15 protein-coding genes are annotated in these 15876 nt (G+C 71.0%); 3 read left to right on the plus strand and 12 right to left on the minus strand.

What is annotated here, in order from left to right:
- Positions 1–41: 41 nt before the first annotated feature.
- The 5 genes from SD460_RS42360 to SD460_RS42380 all read right to left on the minus strand — a co-directional run bounded on the left by SD460_RS42360 (position 42) and on the right by SD460_RS42380 (position 4320).
- Positions 42–983 (minus strand): acyl-ACP desaturase, encoded by a 942-nt coding sequence (locus SD460_RS42360; protein ID WP_290055899.1) that lies wholly within the window; start codon positions 981–983, stop codon positions 42–44.
- Between the two features lie 136 nt (positions 984–1119).
- Positions 1120–1488, minus strand: coding sequence for a DUF1761 domain-containing protein (locus SD460_RS42365; protein ID WP_318307612.1), 369 nt, complete (start codon positions 1486–1488; stop codon positions 1120–1122).
- 85 nt (positions 1489–1573) lie between these two features.
- The gene (locus tag SD460_RS42370; RefSeq protein ID WP_290055897.1) at positions 1574–2464 is read right to left on the minus strand and encodes an ABC transporter permease; all 891 of its coding nucleotides are present in this window, start codon (positions 2462–2464) and stop codon (positions 1574–1576) included.
- The gene (locus tag SD460_RS42375; RefSeq protein WP_290055896.1) at positions 2451–3242 is read right to left on the minus strand and encodes an ABC transporter ATP-binding protein; all 792 of its coding nucleotides are present in this window, start codon (positions 3240–3242) and stop codon (positions 2451–2453) included. The genes SD460_RS42370 and SD460_RS42375 overlap by 14 nt, the downstream gene beginning before the upstream one ends.
- Positions 3243–3261: 19 nt before the next feature.
- Positions 3262–4320 (minus strand): ABC transporter substrate-binding protein, encoded by a 1059-nt coding sequence (locus tag SD460_RS42380; protein ID WP_290055895.1) that lies wholly within the window; start codon positions 4318–4320, stop codon positions 3262–3264.
- Between the two features lie 312 nt (positions 4321–4632).
- Between SD460_RS42380 and SD460_RS42385 the strand changes: the two genes are divergently transcribed.
- Entirely contained in the window at positions 4633–5022 is a 390-nt protein-coding gene (locus tag SD460_RS42385) for a hypothetical protein (RefSeq protein ID WP_290055894.1), read from the plus strand.
- A 45-nt stretch (positions 5023–5067) separates the two neighbouring features.
- Here SD460_RS42385 and SD460_RS42390 read toward each other — a convergent pair whose 3' ends face one another.
- Both SD460_RS42390 and SD460_RS42395 read right to left on the minus strand, forming a co-directional pair.
- On the minus strand, positions 5068–5454 hold the full coding sequence (locus SD460_RS42390; RefSeq protein ID WP_290055893.1) for a hypothetical protein: 387 nt from the start codon (positions 5452–5454) through the stop codon (positions 5068–5070).
- A 98-nt stretch (positions 5455–5552) separates the two neighbouring features.
- Positions 5553–6551 (minus strand): DUF4268 domain-containing protein, encoded by a 999-nt coding sequence (locus SD460_RS42395; RefSeq protein ID WP_290055892.1) that lies wholly within the window; start codon positions 6549–6551, stop codon positions 5553–5555.
- 86 nt (positions 6552–6637) lie between these two features.
- Here SD460_RS42395 and SD460_RS42400 point away from each other — a divergent pair, with 86 nt between their 5' ends.
- Complete coding sequence (locus tag SD460_RS42400; protein WP_290055891.1) at positions 6638–7696, plus strand: PDDEXK family nuclease; 1059 nt, start codon at positions 6638–6640, stop codon at positions 7694–7696.
- A 3-nt stretch (positions 7697–7699) separates the two neighbouring features.
- On the opposite strand, the gene SD460_RS42405 is transcribed toward SD460_RS42400, so the two are convergent.
- Genes SD460_RS42405 through SD460_RS42415 form a run of 3 tightly spaced genes read right to left on the minus strand, consistent with a single transcriptional unit; the run spans position 7700 to position 10790 of the window.
- Positions 7700–8704 (minus strand): S-adenosylmethionine:tRNA ribosyltransferase-isomerase, encoded by a 1005-nt coding sequence (locus SD460_RS42405; protein WP_290055890.1) that lies wholly within the window; start codon positions 8702–8704, stop codon positions 7700–7702.
- Entirely contained in the window at positions 8701–9372 is a 672-nt protein-coding gene (locus SD460_RS42410) for an SDR family NAD(P)-dependent oxidoreductase (RefSeq protein WP_290055889.1), read from the minus strand. The genes SD460_RS42405 and SD460_RS42410 overlap by 4 nt, the downstream gene beginning before the upstream one ends.
- A gap of 44 nt (positions 9373–9416) precedes the next feature.
- On the minus strand, positions 9417–10790 hold the full coding sequence (locus SD460_RS42415) for a purine-cytosine permease family protein (protein ID WP_318307613.1): 1374 nt from the start codon (positions 10788–10790) through the stop codon (positions 9417–9419).
- A 145-nt stretch (positions 10791–10935) separates the two neighbouring features.
- Here SD460_RS42415 and SD460_RS42420 point away from each other — a divergent pair, with 145 nt between their 5' ends.
- A complete protein-coding gene (locus SD460_RS42420) occupies positions 10936–12459 on the plus strand; it encodes a sensor histidine kinase (protein WP_290055900.1) in 1524 nt (507 codons plus the stop codon).
- A 52-nt stretch (positions 12460–12511) separates the two neighbouring features.
- On the opposite strand, the gene SD460_RS42425 is transcribed toward SD460_RS42420, so the two are convergent.
- Together SD460_RS42425 and SD460_RS42430 are read right to left on the minus strand one after the other, a co-directional pair.
- On the minus strand, positions 12512–14443 hold the full coding sequence (locus tag SD460_RS42425; RefSeq protein WP_290055887.1) for a S53 family peptidase: 1932 nt from the start codon (positions 14441–14443) through the stop codon (positions 12512–12514).
- A gap of 237 nt (positions 14444–14680) precedes the next feature.
- Positions 14681–15871: an ROK family transcriptional regulator gene (locus SD460_RS42430; protein WP_290055886.1), complete on the minus strand. Its 1191-nt coding sequence runs from the start codon at positions 15869–15871 to the stop codon at positions 14681–14683.
- Positions 15872–15876: the final 5 nt, after the last annotated feature.

Consider the following 15876-nt stretch of genomic DNA (forward strand, 5'->3'; position numbering starts at 1 on the left):
GTGAAGGCCACCTTGAGTCCTCAAGGTGGCCTTCACGCGTTTCAGAGGGCGGGCAGACCCCGGGCGGCGGCACGGGCGGCCGCGGCGTCACGACGTTCCTCGAAGCGCGCGGCCTGCGCGTCGAGGTTCTTGACGAACGCGGCGAGCTCGTCGCGCGCGGTTTCGCCGACCTCGCCGAAGCCCTCGCGGTCGAAGACCTTCCAGTAGCGCAGCAGCGGCATCACGACGTCGTCGTGGTGGATGCGCAGGTCGTAGATGCCCGCCTTGGCGATCAGCGCCGCGCGACGGGCGAAGCTCGGGATGACCGCGCCGGGCATCGCGAAGTCGAGGACCTCGTCGGTGATCGCCCGCATCATCGCGTCCGGCGAGATCTCGAACGCCGCCTTCACCAGGTTCCGGTAGAAGACCATGTGCAGGTTCTCGTCGGTGGACACGCGGGCGAGCAGCTTCTCGGCCAGCGGGTCCTGGGTGTAGCGGCCGGTGTTGCGGTGCGAAAGGCGTGTCGCGAGCTCCTGGAACGAGACGTAGGCGCAGACCCGCAGCAGCGGCTTGTCCTCGGTCTCGTACCCGGCCTGCATGGTCGCCATCCGCATCCGCTCGAGCTCGACCGGGTCGACCGCGCGCGTGACGAGGAGGTAGTCGCGGATGCAGATGCCGTGCCGGCCCTCCTCGGCCGTCCAGCGGTGCACCCAGGTGCCCCAGGCGCCGTCGCGGCCGAAGGCGCGCTCGATCTCGCGGTGGTAGCTGGGCAGGTTGTCCTCGGTCAGGAGGTTGACCTCGAGCGCGGTCCGCGCGATGGGCGAAACCCGCGACTGCTCCGGATCCCACGCCTCCCCGCCCAGATCGGCGAAGTTCCGCCCCTCACTCCACGGAACGAACTCGTGCGGCATCCATTCCTGCGCGGCGGCGAGGTGCCGGTTGAGGTTTTCCTCGACCGTCCCCTCGAGCTCGTACATGAGTGCGGTGCTCTCGGGAACGGCCATGCGCGCGTCCTTCCGGGGATCGGGGGCGTGACCTACGGGACCGTAACTTACGGCGCCGTAGGTACCCCGTCAACGAACGCGGACCCTTTTGCGTTCCTGGTCACGCGCGCTTGTTTTTGACCCACCAGGCACCGGATCAGGCGCCCATGATCGCCGCCACGAGCACGATCTTCAGCAGCCAGTCGCCCGCGTGCAGGGCCGCCAGGCGGACCGGGACGCGCTCGTGCAGCACCGAGCCGCTCAGGATCACCGCCGGGAAGCCCGCCCACAGCAGCAACGCCAGCCCGACGGAACCCGGCACTCCGGCGACGCCGACCGCCGCGGACAGGGCGGCGAACGCCGCCACCAGGACCAGTGTGCGGGCGAACTCCGCGCCGGCGCGCCACGCCGAGGGACGGGATGGCGCCGCCGCGGGGCTGAGGCGGGCCCAGAGCCCGCCGAACGCCGTGTACCAGATCGAACTCGCCGCGAACGCCGCCATCGTCGCCACCAAGATCGCGATCACAGACCTCAACTCCTTCGCCGGGGAACCCTTGCGAAGGAGACGTCGAGGCCGCGAAGCCGGCTTCGACACCCGGGCGGAGAAACTTTCAGAGCGACGCGGTGAGTCCCCGTGCCCGCAGCACCGCCCGCTCCAGCGGGCGGAACACCAGCAGCTCGATCCCGATGCCGACCAGCAGGATCAGGAAGATCGCCGCGATCACCGTCTCCATGCTGTTGAACGACGATCCCTGGTTCAGGTACGCGCCCAGGCCGATCCCCAGCTGCGGTGACAGCGCGATCAGCTCCGCCGCCATCAGCGAGCGCCACGAGAACGCCCAGCCCTGCTTCAGCCCCGCCAGGAAGCCCGGCAGGGCCGCCGGCAGCAGGATGTGGCGGGCCGACGACAGGCGGTTCGCGCCCATCACCTGGCCCACGCGGGGCAGGATCGGCGGGATCTGGTCGATGCCGGACACGAGGCCGTTCGCAATGGACGGGACCGAGCCGAGCAGGACGACGAAGTAGATCGCCGCGTCGTTGATGCCGAACCACAGGATCGCCGCCGGGACCCAGGCCACCGACGGGAGGCTCTGCAGGCCCGTCAGTAGCGGGCCGATCGCCGCGCGGACCACGCGGACCTTCGCCACGACCAGGCCCAGCGGGGTGCCGATCAGCACGCCCGCGAAGAAGCCGAGCGCGGCGCGGTGCACCGACGTCCAGACGAAGCCGAAGACCTTGCCGTCGACGACGATGCCCCAGAACTCGTCCCACACCGCCAGCGGCGCGGGCAGCTGGGTCTCCGGCCAGAACGCCGCCGCCCAGAGGACCTGCCAGACCACGACGAGCACCAGCAGCGCGCCCAGCGGCGGCAGGAACCCCCAGGCGAAGCGCTTCCAGAAGCTCGGCCGCCGCTCCCCCACCGGGGCGTCGAGGGCGTCGAGGCCGGAGCCGACGGCTTCGAGGTCCGCCACCTCCGTGGCGGACCGGTCAAGCTGCGGCATGGGTGCTGATCACCTCGCGCAGGTGGCCCGTGATCTCCTCGGTGAGCTCCTCGGCGTCGGCCAGCTGGACGTCCGTCCACTCGCGCACGACCCGGCCGGGCCGCGACGACAGGAGCACGACCCGCTGCCCGAGCCGGACCGCTTCGCGCACGTCGTGCGTCACGAACAGCACCGACGTGTTCGTGCTGCGGTAGACGCGCAGGAGTTCGCTCTGCAGGCAATCGCGGGTGATGGCGTCGAGCGCGGCGAACGGCTCGTCCATCAGCAGCAGCGCCTGCTCCGGGTCACCGCCGACGCGGAGGGTCGCCGCCAGCGCGCGGGCCAGCGCGACGCGCTGCCGCATACCGCCGGACAGCTCGTGCGGCCGCTTGTTCGCCGCGTCCGTCAGCCGGACCAGTTCCAGCAGCTCGGCGGCCTTTTCGCGGCGCTCGGTCCGGCCGAACCCGGCCAGCCGCAGCGGCAGCTCCACGTTGCGGGTCGCGGTCAGCCACGGCATCAGCGCCGCTTCCTGGAACATGACCGCGGGCCGCGACGTGTTCAGCGTGATCTCCCCGGCCGACGGCGCGTCCAGCCCGGCGACCAGGTTCAGCAGCGTGCTCTTGCCACAGCCGGACGCGCCCAGCAGGCAGACGAACTCGCCGGGCGCGACCGTCAGGTCGACACCGTCGAGCGCGACGACCGCGCGGCCGGTCGGGCCGAACGTCTTGCGCACGCCGTCGAGACGCACCGCGGTCGTGCCGGTGAACCCGGTCCGGCCACTGGGGAGGGTCGTGGTCATGGCTGGCTGCCTCTCCACATCACTTGGTGAGTTCGGGAGCTTCGACGGCGGGCAGGTTCTTGGCCTTCAGCACCTCGTTCAGCGGGCCGAAGTCGGCGAAGCCCTTGAGCGCGACCGCCGACTTCACTACGCCGGCCGTCACCGAGTCCTGCGCGAGCTGCGGGAATTCGGCGGCGACGGGGTCGGTGGTCAGCTCGATACCGGAGAACGCGCGGTCCAGGACCGCTTCGCTCAAGGTACTGCCGGCCAGCTCCTTGAGAGCGCCGTTGACCACGGTCTTCGCCTCCGCCGGGTTGGCCTTCGCCCAGTCGATCGCGGCCAGTTCGCCCTTGAGCAACGCGCGGACGGTGTCCGGGTGCTGCTGCAGGAACTCGCTGCGCACGATCACGACGGTGGTCGGGAAGCGGCCGCCGGGCCACAGGGTCTTCTCGTCGACGAGCACCTTCGCGCCGGCGTCGAGGACCAGCCGGGACGCCCACGGCTCGGGCAGCCAGCCGCCGTCGACCTCGCCCTTCTTGAAGGCGTCGAGCGTCTTCGGGTTGTCGAGGTTGGTGATCTTGACCTGGTCGGTCAGCTTCTTGTCGGCGAGGAACTTCTTGAGGGCGACGTCCTGGGTGTTGGCCAGCTGCGGCGTCGCGATGTTCTTGCCCTTGAGCCCGTCGACGCTGGTGATGTCCGGCTTGACGACCAGCTGCGCGCCGCCCGAGACGGCGCCCGAGATCAGCTGGATGGCGCCCTTGGACTTGGTGAAGGCGTTGATCGCCGGGCCGGAGCCGAGGAAAGCGACGTCGAGGGAGCCGCCGAGCAGGGCGTTGACCTCTTCGGGGCCGGCGTTGAACGTCTGAGTGGTGAGCTTGGTCGAGCCGAGCTCGTTCTTGAAGAAGTCCTTCTTGGCGCCGATCAGCGCGGGAGCGTGGGTGACGTTCGGGAAGAACCCGACCCGGACCTCCCCGGCGGCGCCCTGGTTGGCGGCCGGCGCGGCGCTGCTGTCCGCGCGCGAGCAGCCGGCGAGCACGCCCACGACGGTCAGGGCGGCCAGCGCCGAGGCCAGGAAACGAGTTCTGTGGTGGGTGCGCACGTCAGTGTCGCCTTTCGCGGTCGGTGTCGGGGCGAGGTTCGCACGGTCACCCACTAGGGCGCATAGCCATCCGCATCCCGGGAAATCTTGTGAGATTCCTTGACATCGGTGGCACATGCCCTTACGGCGACCGTTCGGCCTGGTGGAGCGTGGTGCCGCAAGAGCATGCGGCGTCGACCGGCCGGACGCGAGGCCCCGCGCGAAGTTCCCGGCATCCGGGAGGAAAGGCCCTTTCGGAGAAATCCCGTAACGCGGGCAACCGCGGGCGTCACCCGGACGTGGTACCTGTGACGACCGATCCGGGAGGAAGACATGACGAGCACCGCACACCGACGGGGCCACGGGGTCGCCGGCGTCCGCGTGGCGCTGGTCGTGCTGTTCATCGGGCTGGGCCAGGCGTCCTTCGAGTGGCTCCGGTCGCTCGGCATGGACGCGGTGACGAGCCTGGTCGTCTGGGCGATCCCGGTCGCGACGGGCGCGGCCGTCGCGCTGGTGCTGTGGCTGGCTTCGGACCGCGCGTTCTCACTGCGCGTGTGGGGACCGGTGGCGGTCTGCATCCCGGTCTACATCGGCGGCGCGTTCGGCCTGGCCACGGCGACGGCGAGCCTGGTGGCCTCGATCGTGAGCGGCATCGGGCTGGGCATCGCGGTGGTGGCGGTGGCCGGCCTGCTGCGCTCCCGCCGTCAGCCGACCAACGCCTGAGGGGCCAGTTGTCCAAAGCTCGGATGGGCTGTGGACAACCAGGGCTCATCGGTATTGGCGGTGCTGTGCATCCACGATGCCGGCGCGGACCTGCGCCGGGAGTTCGGCCACGAACACCTCGATGCTCTGAGCACGCAATGCCTCGGCTGCCCACGATCGACCGGTTCGGAACGGCTTCGCAGCGGCTTCGTCCGAGAAGCACAAGATCAGCCTGGGCCGCACCGGCAGTATCGATGCGATCCAGCTGAGCTTGAACGCGTCAGCCAGCACCTTGTGCCGCTGCGCGGACTTGGGCGGTCCCTGGTGAGCCCACGCTTCGACCAGCACCGTGCGGGCGTCATCGGCTCCGTCGACCTCGACTCGGACGCCGCCAGACCCGATCGACTGAGGTCTCAGCGCCACGCCGAATTCGTCCGCCACACGTTCGATCATCAGCTGCTCCGCAGCTCGCTGTTCAGCGCTCGAACCGGGTGCGATCGCGGTCGGTTCACTCTCGGCTCTCCCCTCGGAGGGCACCCCGACGCCACGGGTCATCGGAGGTCACCACCCGGCTGGTCCGCAGTTCGCTTCGCCAGCTTGGCCAGCTCGCGCAACCGAACGTCGAACTGCCGGTGAAGCGCCGTCGCCCGGTCGACACTCCACTCGACCGCCCGTTGCCTGGTGGCCTCGTCCGCCGTTTCGAGGTCGAAACCCTCCAGGTACGTCGCTATGCGGCTGCTTCGGTTGTTGTCGAGCCGAGCCCAGTCCAGCTCGAAGCCCAAAGCCTCCTGCACCACCTGGCGTTCGCCGTAGAGCTCGTCGAAAACCTGCTTGTTCGCTTCCTTGCCGCCGGAATCCAGGTAGATCTCGACTCGGTAGCCCTGCTTGGTGAAGGTGAGGCTGTAGTAGCCGAAAGGACCCGACGCGAAACTGCACCAACTGGCCGTCTGCGTCTTGGGCGCACGGATCGCCGGATAGGTCGTCGCCATCAGGTCGAAGACATCCTCGAAGAACGCCATGCGCTGCTGGTTCTTCGGCGAAACCACCGCCTTGGAGGTCTCTTTCGCCGCCTTCGCCCAGTCATTGGGTTTGACGACGACGTCGAGAACGGGCGCGCGCACCGAGGCACCGATGCGGACTAGGCCCACTTCGATTCCGAAGGCCCGGACGTCGGCGTCGGTGCGCTCGTTGAGCCAGACCAGCGCGCTCCGGTGCTCCTCCCGCAGCCGTGGCGTGATCCAGATGGCGGTCGCCGCTTCGAGCCCGCTGGCGTACACGAGCAGCTGACCGAGGTGCGAATGGTCACTGGGCTCGAGCTGGTTCTCGATGATGACGTTCCGGCCGTCCGGATCGGTCGCGTGGATGTCGACGCGGAAATCCCCGACCAGCACCTCCTGACCCACCACCGAGAGCGGCAAACCGATGGCGTCGCTGAGTACGTCGATGTTCTCGGCCAGCCAAGGTGTGAAATCCGCGGCCTCGTGCTTCCATACGTCGCGGGGGTCCGCGAGCCGTTCCAGCCGGCCGAGGCCGTAGGCGTCAGTGGTCATCGACCAGGAATAGCATTGTCGGCGGTGACGGCACGAGGGTCTCAAGACCCTGGCCGATCACCCAGCGGACCGCGACGCTGGCAGACATGCCGCTCTTCGAATTGACCTCCGACAAGCTGGAAGCTGTGCCGTCGTCCACCTTCGCCGCGGAGCAAGTCCTGGAGCGCGCCGATCTGCAGCGCCTGCTCAGAGCTCAGATCGAGACGGTGGTGGAGGACGTGCTCATCGTCAGCGAAGAATTCGCCGAATTCGCCGGTGCCAGGCGGCGCATCGATCTGCTCGGCATCGACCGCGAAGGCAAGCCCGTGGTCATCGAACTCAAACGCACCACCGACGGTGGCCACCTGGAGCTCCAGGCCCTGCGCTACGCCGCGATGGTCTCCGCGCTCACCTTCGACGACGTCAGCGAGGCCTTCCAGCGGTACTTGCTCCAGGTCGAGCCCGATGCCGCCGACGACGCCCGTACCCGGCTCGCCGACTGGCTCGAAGACGTCGGCGGGGAGGATGCTGTCCTGACCCGCGAGGTGCGAGTCGTGCTGGTGTCCGCCGGGTTCGACCGGGAAATCACCACGACCGTCCTGTGGCTGAACGAGGTCTACGGGCTCGACATCCAATGCGTCCGGCTGACCCCGTACAAGGTGGGTGAGCGACTGCTCCTCGACGTGCAGCAGGTCATCCCGCTCCCGGAAGCCGCCGACCTGACCGTCCAGCTCCGGCGCCGGGAAACGCAGGCTCGCGCCGCGCGGGTCAGCGAGGGGCGGGATTGGACGCCCTACGCGATCACCACGCCCGAAGGAACCACCGAGCCCCTGCGGAAACGTCAGGCCGTGCTCGCGCTGGTGACCGCGCTCCACGCCGCGGGCGTACCCGGCGCCCGGCTGGCCGGCGCCCTTCCCGGTGCTCGCTTCCTCCGCATCCCGGGGGTACCGGGCGACGACGCCCTCGCCGACGAGTTCGTCGCCCGGTACCCCAAAGCGAAGGGCAATCTGGCCCGCTGGTTCATCGATTCACCGCTGCGCGAGGCCGACCAAACCTGGCTGCTGAGCAAAATGTGGGGCCGGAACACCGAACCCGTGCTCGCGAAGCTGGCCGACCTCGCTCCCGAAGGCTTGACCTTCGGCTACGAAGCGCGCCCCCGTGACTGACCTTCAGCGGCGCAGCAGGAGTGAGACGTCGCCGAACTCGTGCCACAGGTAGCGGCGCTCCACCGCCGCGTCGTACGCGTGCTGGACCCGCTCGCGGCCCGCCACCGCCTCCAGCAGCAGCAGGTGGGACGCCTCCGGGGCGTGCAGGCCCGTGACGATGCCGTCCACGACCCGGGCCGGGTGGGCCGGGCCCAGCACCAGGTCCGTCCAGCCCTCGGCCGCGTGGACCTCGCCCGCTGACCAGGCCGACTCCAGGGCGCGGGCCGCCGTCGTGCCGACCGCGATCACCCGGCCGCCGCGGGCGCGGGCCCAGGAGACCAGTGCCGCCGTCGTGGGCGGGACGCGGAAGCGTTCCGGCTGGGGCGGCTCGTCCGCCTCCGGGGACGACACCCCCGTGTGCAGCAGCAGCGGCGCGAACAGCACCCCGTCCGTCACCAGGCGGGTCACCAGCTCCGTCGTGAACGGGCGGGACGCCGAGGGCATCTCCGCGCTGCCCGGCTCGCGGGCGAACACCGTCTGGTAGTCCGACAGCGGCCACGCGCGCGGGACATACCCATAGCGGATCGGGCGGCCGGCCGCGGCGAGGAACCCCGGGACCGAACCCTCGACCGCCACCGAAGCCCGCCACAGCCGCTCGGTCGCCGAGGACAGCAACGTCAGGGAAGCACCGCCGGGCAGTTCCACGACTTCCCCGGGACGGCCGTCGAGCAGCGGGCCGCCGGGGGCTCGCAGTTCCACGATCCAGTCGCCGTCGTCCAGGGGCGAGGCGAAGTGGACCACCACCGGGCGTCCGGACCGGACCGCGTCCACCGCCGCGGGCAGCGTCCCGGACGTGTTCACCACCAGCAGGTCACCGGGCCGCAGGTGCAAGCCCAGCGAGGAAAACACCGTGTGGTGGACGCCCGACGGTCCGGCGACCAGCAGGCGGACCTCGTCGCGTGCCAGGCCACGGGCCTCCGGCGGGGCCGACGCCGACAACTCCGCGGGCAGCTCGAACTTGATGTTCATGCGCTCACCAGAAGATCCGCGGCGCGGTAGCGGCCGCTCGGTGGACGCTCGTCGAGCAGCCGCAGGAACCCCGGGACCACCGACGACGGCAGCGGCCGGTCCGAGATGTCCTCGCCCGGGAACGCGCGCTGGTGCATCGCCGTGCGCAGGTCGCCCGGGTCGACCGCGTACACCGCCAGGTCCGGGTGCTCCGCGCCGAGCACCGCCGTGAGCTGGTCCAGCGCGGCCTTCGCCGAGCCGTAACCACCCCAGCCTTCGTACGCTTCGACGGCCGCGTCCGAGCTGATGTCGACGATCGTGCCGCGCGAGGCCGTCAGCGCGGGCAGGAGCAGCTGCGTCAGCGCCAGCGGCGCGAACACGTTGACGCGGTAGACGTTTTCCAGGTCCGCCAAGGGATAGCTCCCCAAGGCGGGCAGCGGGCTGACGCCGAGTGAGCTCGCGTTGTTGACGAGCAGGTCGAGCGCCGGGCAGGCGCCGGCCAGCTGGGCGCGGTGGGCCGGGTCGGCGACGTCGCCGGGGACGGCCGTGAAGCCGATCTCCCTCGCGGCCGCGGACAACGCCGCCGCGTCGCGGCCGTCGCCGACGACCGTCCACTTGCGACTCACCAGGGCCTGCGCGAGGGCGCGGCCCAGACCGGCGGACGCGCCGGTCACGAGTGCGGTTGGCATGGTTCCTCCTCCGAGGGGTACCACACCATCGTGAAACCTCTACATTACTTGAGGTCAACCCGGGATCGGCCGCGCAGCAGCGAGTACGCTGCCAGCGAAACGACGAGCCCGACGTAGTAGGCGAGATCCGCGCCGTGCAGCGCCGCCGCGACCGGTCCGGTGTAGAGCGACGTGTTCATGAACGGCACCGCCGCGCCGAAGCCGAGCACGAACGCCACCACCGCCGCCCACGGTCGCACGGACACCGCGGCGAGGACGTCCACCTGCCGCCCGCCCCGGGTGCGCGCGAGCCAGTCCGGGACGACCACGCCGAGGAACGGCGGGATCCAGTAGCTGACGAACAGCAGCACGTTCTGGAACTTGGCCGCCAGCTCGCCGCTGTGCATCCACAGGATCAGCGCGAACGCGAGCACCGTGACGACCACCGCGGAGACCGGGCGCCGCAGCCGGACGCCGACCGTCTGCAGGGCCAGCGAGCCGCTGTAGTCGTTCATCGCGTTCGACGACACCGCCGCGAGCGCGATCACCGCCAGCGCCAGCGCGCCCAGGAACCCGCCGCCGAGCAGTGCGGCGACCCCGGTGGCCGTCTGGTCGCCGAGCGAGGAACCCAGCGCGAGCCCGAGGGTTTCCCCGATCGCGTACGAAACGACCAGCCCGGACAGCGTCGCCAGGAAGACGCTGCGCGACGACGTCGACGCGGGCAGGTAGCGGCTGAAGTCCGAAGCGTAGGGCGCCCAGGAGATCGCCAGCGACAACGTGATCGTCGTGAACAGGACGACGCCGCCGGCCAGGTCGGCACCCGAAGCCGTGTCCGCCGCGGCGATCGGGTGTCCGGAAAGGACCTTCACGGCGAGCGCGGCGAACGCGAGCACCAGCAGCACGCTCATCACCGCCTGGACCCGGTGGATCAGCGCGTAGCCGAACACGCCGAGCGCGCACTGCAGCACCAGCACGATCAGCACCGCCGCCCAGAACGGCAGCCCGGTCAGCTCGGCCAGCGCCTCGCCGCCGAACAGCCCGACCAGCGCGTCCCACGCGATCGAGCCGAGCCACTGCACCAGCCCGGGCAGCACGACCCCGCGGCCGAACGGCAGCCGGGCCAGCGGCAGCTGACCGGTGCCGGTGCGCGGGCCCCAGGTGGACAGGTACGCGACCGGCAGCGACCCGAGCACGGTGCCGGCGAGCATCGCGGCCAGCCCGGTCCAGAAGCCGAGGCCGAGCGACGCGGCGAGGGTGCCGGTGAACACCGCCGTCATCGTCAGGTTGGGCGCGAACCAAACGCTGAACAGCCGCCAGGGACGGCCGAACCGGTTGCCCTCCGGGACCGGCGCGATACCGTGGGTTTCGATCGCCAGGTCACCGCCGCCGGTGGGCATCCGCCCGCCGAAGACCTCGGCGTCCAGACCGCGTCCGCTCATTGCCTGCCTCCCGTTCACCCCTCGGTTCACCCTAAAGCGCCGCCGCGCGGTGTAACGCGAGGGCCCGAACGGGCGAATGACGGGGTGCGTGTCCGGGAGCACACCGGGAGGGGTGGGCGTGGCGCAGCACCCGCGGACGCTCGTGATGACCGGCTTGCTCGTCGTCGGCCTGGCCCTCGGCGTCACCTCGCTGACGCTGAAGGCGGCCGATGGCGGCCATTCCGCGCTCGACACCGCGCTCAGCACCGCAACCGGCTTCCTCTTCCTGCTCGCGGGCGCGGTCGCGCACGTCCGGCGCCCGGCCAACCCGATCGGCGTGCTCATCGCGCTCGCCGGCGTCGCGCTGTTCCTCGAAGACCTGCAGTTCGCCCGTGACCCGGTGCTGTACACGATCGCCGTGCCGCTGCGCGCCGCGTCCAGCCCGGTGATCGCGCACCTCGTGCTGGCGTTCCCGCACGGCAGGCTGCGGTCGCGGTGGGAACGGCTGCTCGTCGCCGCGGCGTACCTGGTGGTGCTCGGTTCGGGCGTGGTCGGGCTGCTGGCCGACGACGACCCGCGCGACCTGCTGGCGATCCGGCCGGGTTCGCACGGCGGCGCGTTCGCCGACCGCGCGCTCGAGCTCGCCGCGACGGCGATCAGCGCCGGCGTGGTCGTCGTGCTGCTCTACCGCTGGCTGACCGGGCGGCTGCCGCAGCGGCGCCTGCTGTCGCCGGTGATCACCATCGCGCTGCTGGGCGCGCTCACGTCGGGTGCGGGCACGGCGCTCGGCGACGGGCACCCGCTGTCGGCCCCGCTCTTGCAGGCGTACCGGATCCTGTTCTGCCTGTGGCCGCTGGCGTTCCTGGCCGGGGTGCTGCGCGCCCGCGTCGGCAACGCCGAGATGATCCGGCTGCTGCTGGAGCGCGACGGCACCGGGCTGGCCGCGCTGGTGCAGGACGACGAGGTCTGGAAGGACAGCCGGTCGATCGACGCGCTCAACGCGGCGGCCGGGCTGGTGCTCGACAACCAGCGGCTCACGGCGGAGCTGGAGCAGCGGCTGGCCGAGGTGCGCGCGTCGCGGGCGCGGCTGGTGGAGGCCGGCGATGAGGAACGCCGGCGGCTGGAGCGCGACCTGCACGACGGCGCCCAGCAGCGGCTGGTCAGCGTCGTGCTGCTGCTGAGGATGACCGGGCGCCGCTACGGCGACGGCCTGCCGCCGGAGGTGCGGGCCCTGCTCAGCGGCTCGGTCGACGAGCTGCAGACGGCGATCACCGAGCTGCGCGAGCTGGCCCGCGGCATCCGGCCGGCGATCCTCACCGAAGCGGGCTTGGCCGCGGCGGTCCGGTCGCTGGCCGAGCGCAGCCCGATGGACGTGGCGCTGGCGGTCGGCCCGGTGCCCCGGCTCGACGCGGCGGTGGAGGCGACGGCGTACTTCGTGACGTCGGAAGCGCTGACGAACGCGTTGAAGCACGCGCAGACCGACCACGTCGACGTCCGGATCACCACCGAGGGCGCGGAGCTGCGGGTCGAGGTGACCGACGCCGGCGTCGGCGGCGCGTCCCTCGACGGCGGGACCGGCTTGGCGGGCCTGCGCGACCGGGTGGATGCCCTCGGCGGCGACCTGACCGTCTCCAGCGGCCCCGGCGGCACCGCGGTCCACGCCGCCATCCCCCTGCCCGAAAAGCCGTGAAGGCCTCCTTACCGGCCACAAGAGCCGGTAAGGAGGCCTTCACGGCTTTTGCCTAGACGAGCAGCAGGAACAGCAGGCCGTTGGGCGTGCCGAGACCCGTCACGTCGTCGTAGCCGGGGGTGGTGTGGATGGTCAGGCCCTGGTAGTCGAGCGTGCGCACCGAGGTGAGCAGACCACCGGAAGCGTCGACCGAGTTGGCGTAGTCGACCCGCTCCACCGCGGCGTCCACGTGCTTCACGTCGCTGATCGCCGCGGTGCGGGAGGTCAGCTTGTAGATCACGGGGTTGATGAAGCCGTGGTGGAAGTGGTCGAAGCTGTCGGCCACCGCCATGATGCCAGCGAACACCGGCGACGCGAGGCTCGTGCCGCCGATCCGGTACTGGTCGTAGTAGGCGCCGTCCGGGAAGGTCTGCGTCTGGCCGACCAGGAAGCCGGTGTTCGGGTCGCCGATCGCCGAGATGTCCGGGACGACCCGGCCCTTCTTGTGGCCGGTCTGGTTCTTCGTGGACAGCGCGTCCGGCACGACGCCCTTCTGGTAGAAGGGCTGCTCGAACAGCCGGCTCGTGCCGCCACCGGAACCGCTGGTGTAGTTGGCCGGGCCGTAGACACCGCCTGCCAGCGAGGACTTGCTGGTCTCCCAGCCGGTCTCGAAGATCCGCTTGCCGTCCTTGCCGATCGCGATGGACGTGCCGCCGACCGCGGTGATCCACGGCGCCGAGGCGGAGAAGTCCGGCGACGGCGTGCCGAGGCGCGCGACCTCGTCGCCGTTGTCACCCGAGGAGAAGTAGACGCCGATGCCCTCGAGCACCGCCTGCAGCGAGATCTGGTTGAACACCTTGACCTCGTCGGCCGGGATGTCCTCGCCGGTGTCGCCGTAGGAGTTCGACACGATGTCGGCCTTGTGGCCGGCGATCACGTAGTTCAGCGCCACGTCGAGGGCGTTGTCCTCACAGGACTCACCGCCGACGTACAGGATGTCGGCGCCCGGCGCGAGACCGTGGGCGGCCTCGACGTCGAGGGTTTCCTCGCCGTACCAGCCCGCCGCGTCGCACTGGTCCGGCGGCTCGAGAACCGGGTTCGCCGGGAAGACGTGCTGCTTGAACTGGCTCTGCTTCAGCGGGTGCTGCGGGTCGTTCTTCTTGGCGTACGTGCTCGCGTCGGCGTAGATGGTCGGCGAGGCGAACGCGTCCACGATGGCGATCGTGGTGCCCTTGCCGTCCGCGCCGACCTTGTCGACACCGTAGGCCGAGCGCAGCTGGGCCGGGGTGTAGCCGCAGGGGGCGTAGGGCAGCTGCTTGCCGTTGTAGGCGGGATCGGTGGTGTCGATCTTCTCGCCGTAGTAGGCGCTGCACGGCCGCGCGTTGCGGAAGCCGGGGCCGGGCGCGACGTCGGACGGCGTCCCGGAACCGGTGGCGTGGTCCGGCTTGAACAGGTTGGTGGCCTGGTCGACACCGACGACGCCGAGGACGTCGTTGGCCAGGTTCGCCGGCACCGACAGGTTCTTGTCGGCGGCGCGCAGCGTCTGGCCCTTGACCTTGTACTTGGCCAGCTTGACGTCGAACGCCTGCTGCGTCTGGCCCGCGGTGCCGGTCGCTTCGACGTAGGCGCGGTTCGAGGGCACCTCGCCGATGCTGAAGCCGTTGCCGGTCAGCCACGACTTCACGGCGTTCACGGTCGCGTCGCTCGCGGCGAACCGGTCGCGCACCTGGTCGGGGCTCAGGTACTGGCGGTAGGTCTTGCTGTCCGGATCGGACACGGCCTGGGCCAGCGCCTCGGCACCGGCGTTGTCGCGCTGGTTCAGGTAGACCCGGAAGCTCAGCTTCGCGGCGGGCGCGGTGTCGGCGACCTTCGCCTGCGCGTTCGCCCACAACGGGTGCGACTGCGGAATGTCCTGACGCCCCTGCGCGGACGCCGTCGCCGGCAGGGTGCCGGTCAGGCCACCCACCACCGCGAGCGAAAGGAGCAGGGTGGAGCTTCTTCGCACAGAAATCTCCCTCTTCGAAAGCGGCCCCCAGAAAACGGGCCTTGGAACACCGGGTGAGACTAGATCGGTGTTCCGCTCGCGGGGAAGTGCTTGCGGAACCGTTATCTCGTCGCGAATTCACGTCCTGAGGGGCGTGGTGCGGAAATCCGATTTGTCGGACAAAAAACGCGAGGAATAGGCCTTTGTGCGCGCTAAGTCCGATTTCTCGCACCTCGTGCGGCGGTGGCGCACCCCCTACTAAAGTCGGGTGGTCCGTCCACTCGGGACAGTCCACTCCGTGACGGCACTTCGGCCGTCGCCGAGCCGGCGATCCACCGCGGCCGGCGCGAACACCGCGTCGACGACCATCGCCACCGCGCCGCCGATCGCGTCACCGCGGCCGCCGATTTCGACGCGCAGGTTCTGCGTCGCCCGGGGCAGCGCCCGCCGGTAGAGCTCCTCGCGCACCCCGGCGACGAAGTGCGGCTCGGCGAGGTCGCCGGCGACCACGAGCACCCCCGGGTTCACCACGCACACCAGCGTCGCGAGCACCTCCCCCACCTGCCGCCCGGCGATTTCGGCGAGCCGGATCGCGGCCGGCTCACCCGCGACGAGCCGTTCCCGCACGCCCGAGCCCGACGTCGTCGGCAAGCCCAGTTCCGTCAGGCGCGCGGCGAGGGCGCGCCCGCTGGCGACCGCCGCGAGGCAGCCGAGCGAGCCGCACAGGCAGGGCGCGTCCGGGTGGCCGGGCAGGCGGATGTGGCCGATGTCGCCCGCGCCGCCGTCGATGCCGCGGTAGACCTCGCCGCCGACGACCAGGCCGGCGCCGATGCCGGTGGACACCTTCACCACGACCAGCGCGGCCGAGTCCGGGTACCGGGCGCGGTGCTCGCCCAGCGCCATCAGGTTCGCGTCGTTGTCGACCAGCACGGGGGCGCCGAAGCGGGCGCCGAGGTGCGCGTCGATCGGGTAGCCGTCCCAGCCCGGCATGATCGGCGGCCGCGTGACCCGGGCGCGGCCGGGTTCGACCGGGCCCGGCACGGAAAGGCCCACGCCGCACACCGGCCGTCCGACGTCGGCCAGCATCGCCTCGAACCACTCGGCGATCCGGTCGAGCACCGGTTCCGGGCCGTCGGCGACCCGCAGTTCGCCGGCGCGGGTGGCCAGCCGCCGTCCGGACAGGTCGGTGACCGCGGCCTCGGCGTGCGTCGTGTCGATGCTCGCGGCGAGGACGACGGCGTGCTGGTCGTCGAAGCGCAGGTGCCGCGCCGGGCGGCCGCCGGTCGAGTCCTCCAGGCCGCCTTCGACGAGCAGACCGGCCGCTTGGAGCTGGTCCAGGCGGGCGGTGAGGGTCGAGCGGGACAGCCCGCTGTGCGTGAGCAGGGCCTTCCGCGTGGTCGCCTGACCGGTCCTGACCAGCTCGAACAGCGCCCCGGCACTGGCCGGCATCCGCC

This window comes from Amycolatopsis solani (assembly GCF_033441515.1).
GTDB lineage: Bacteria > Actinomycetota > Actinomycetes > Mycobacteriales > Pseudonocardiaceae > Amycolatopsis > Amycolatopsis solani.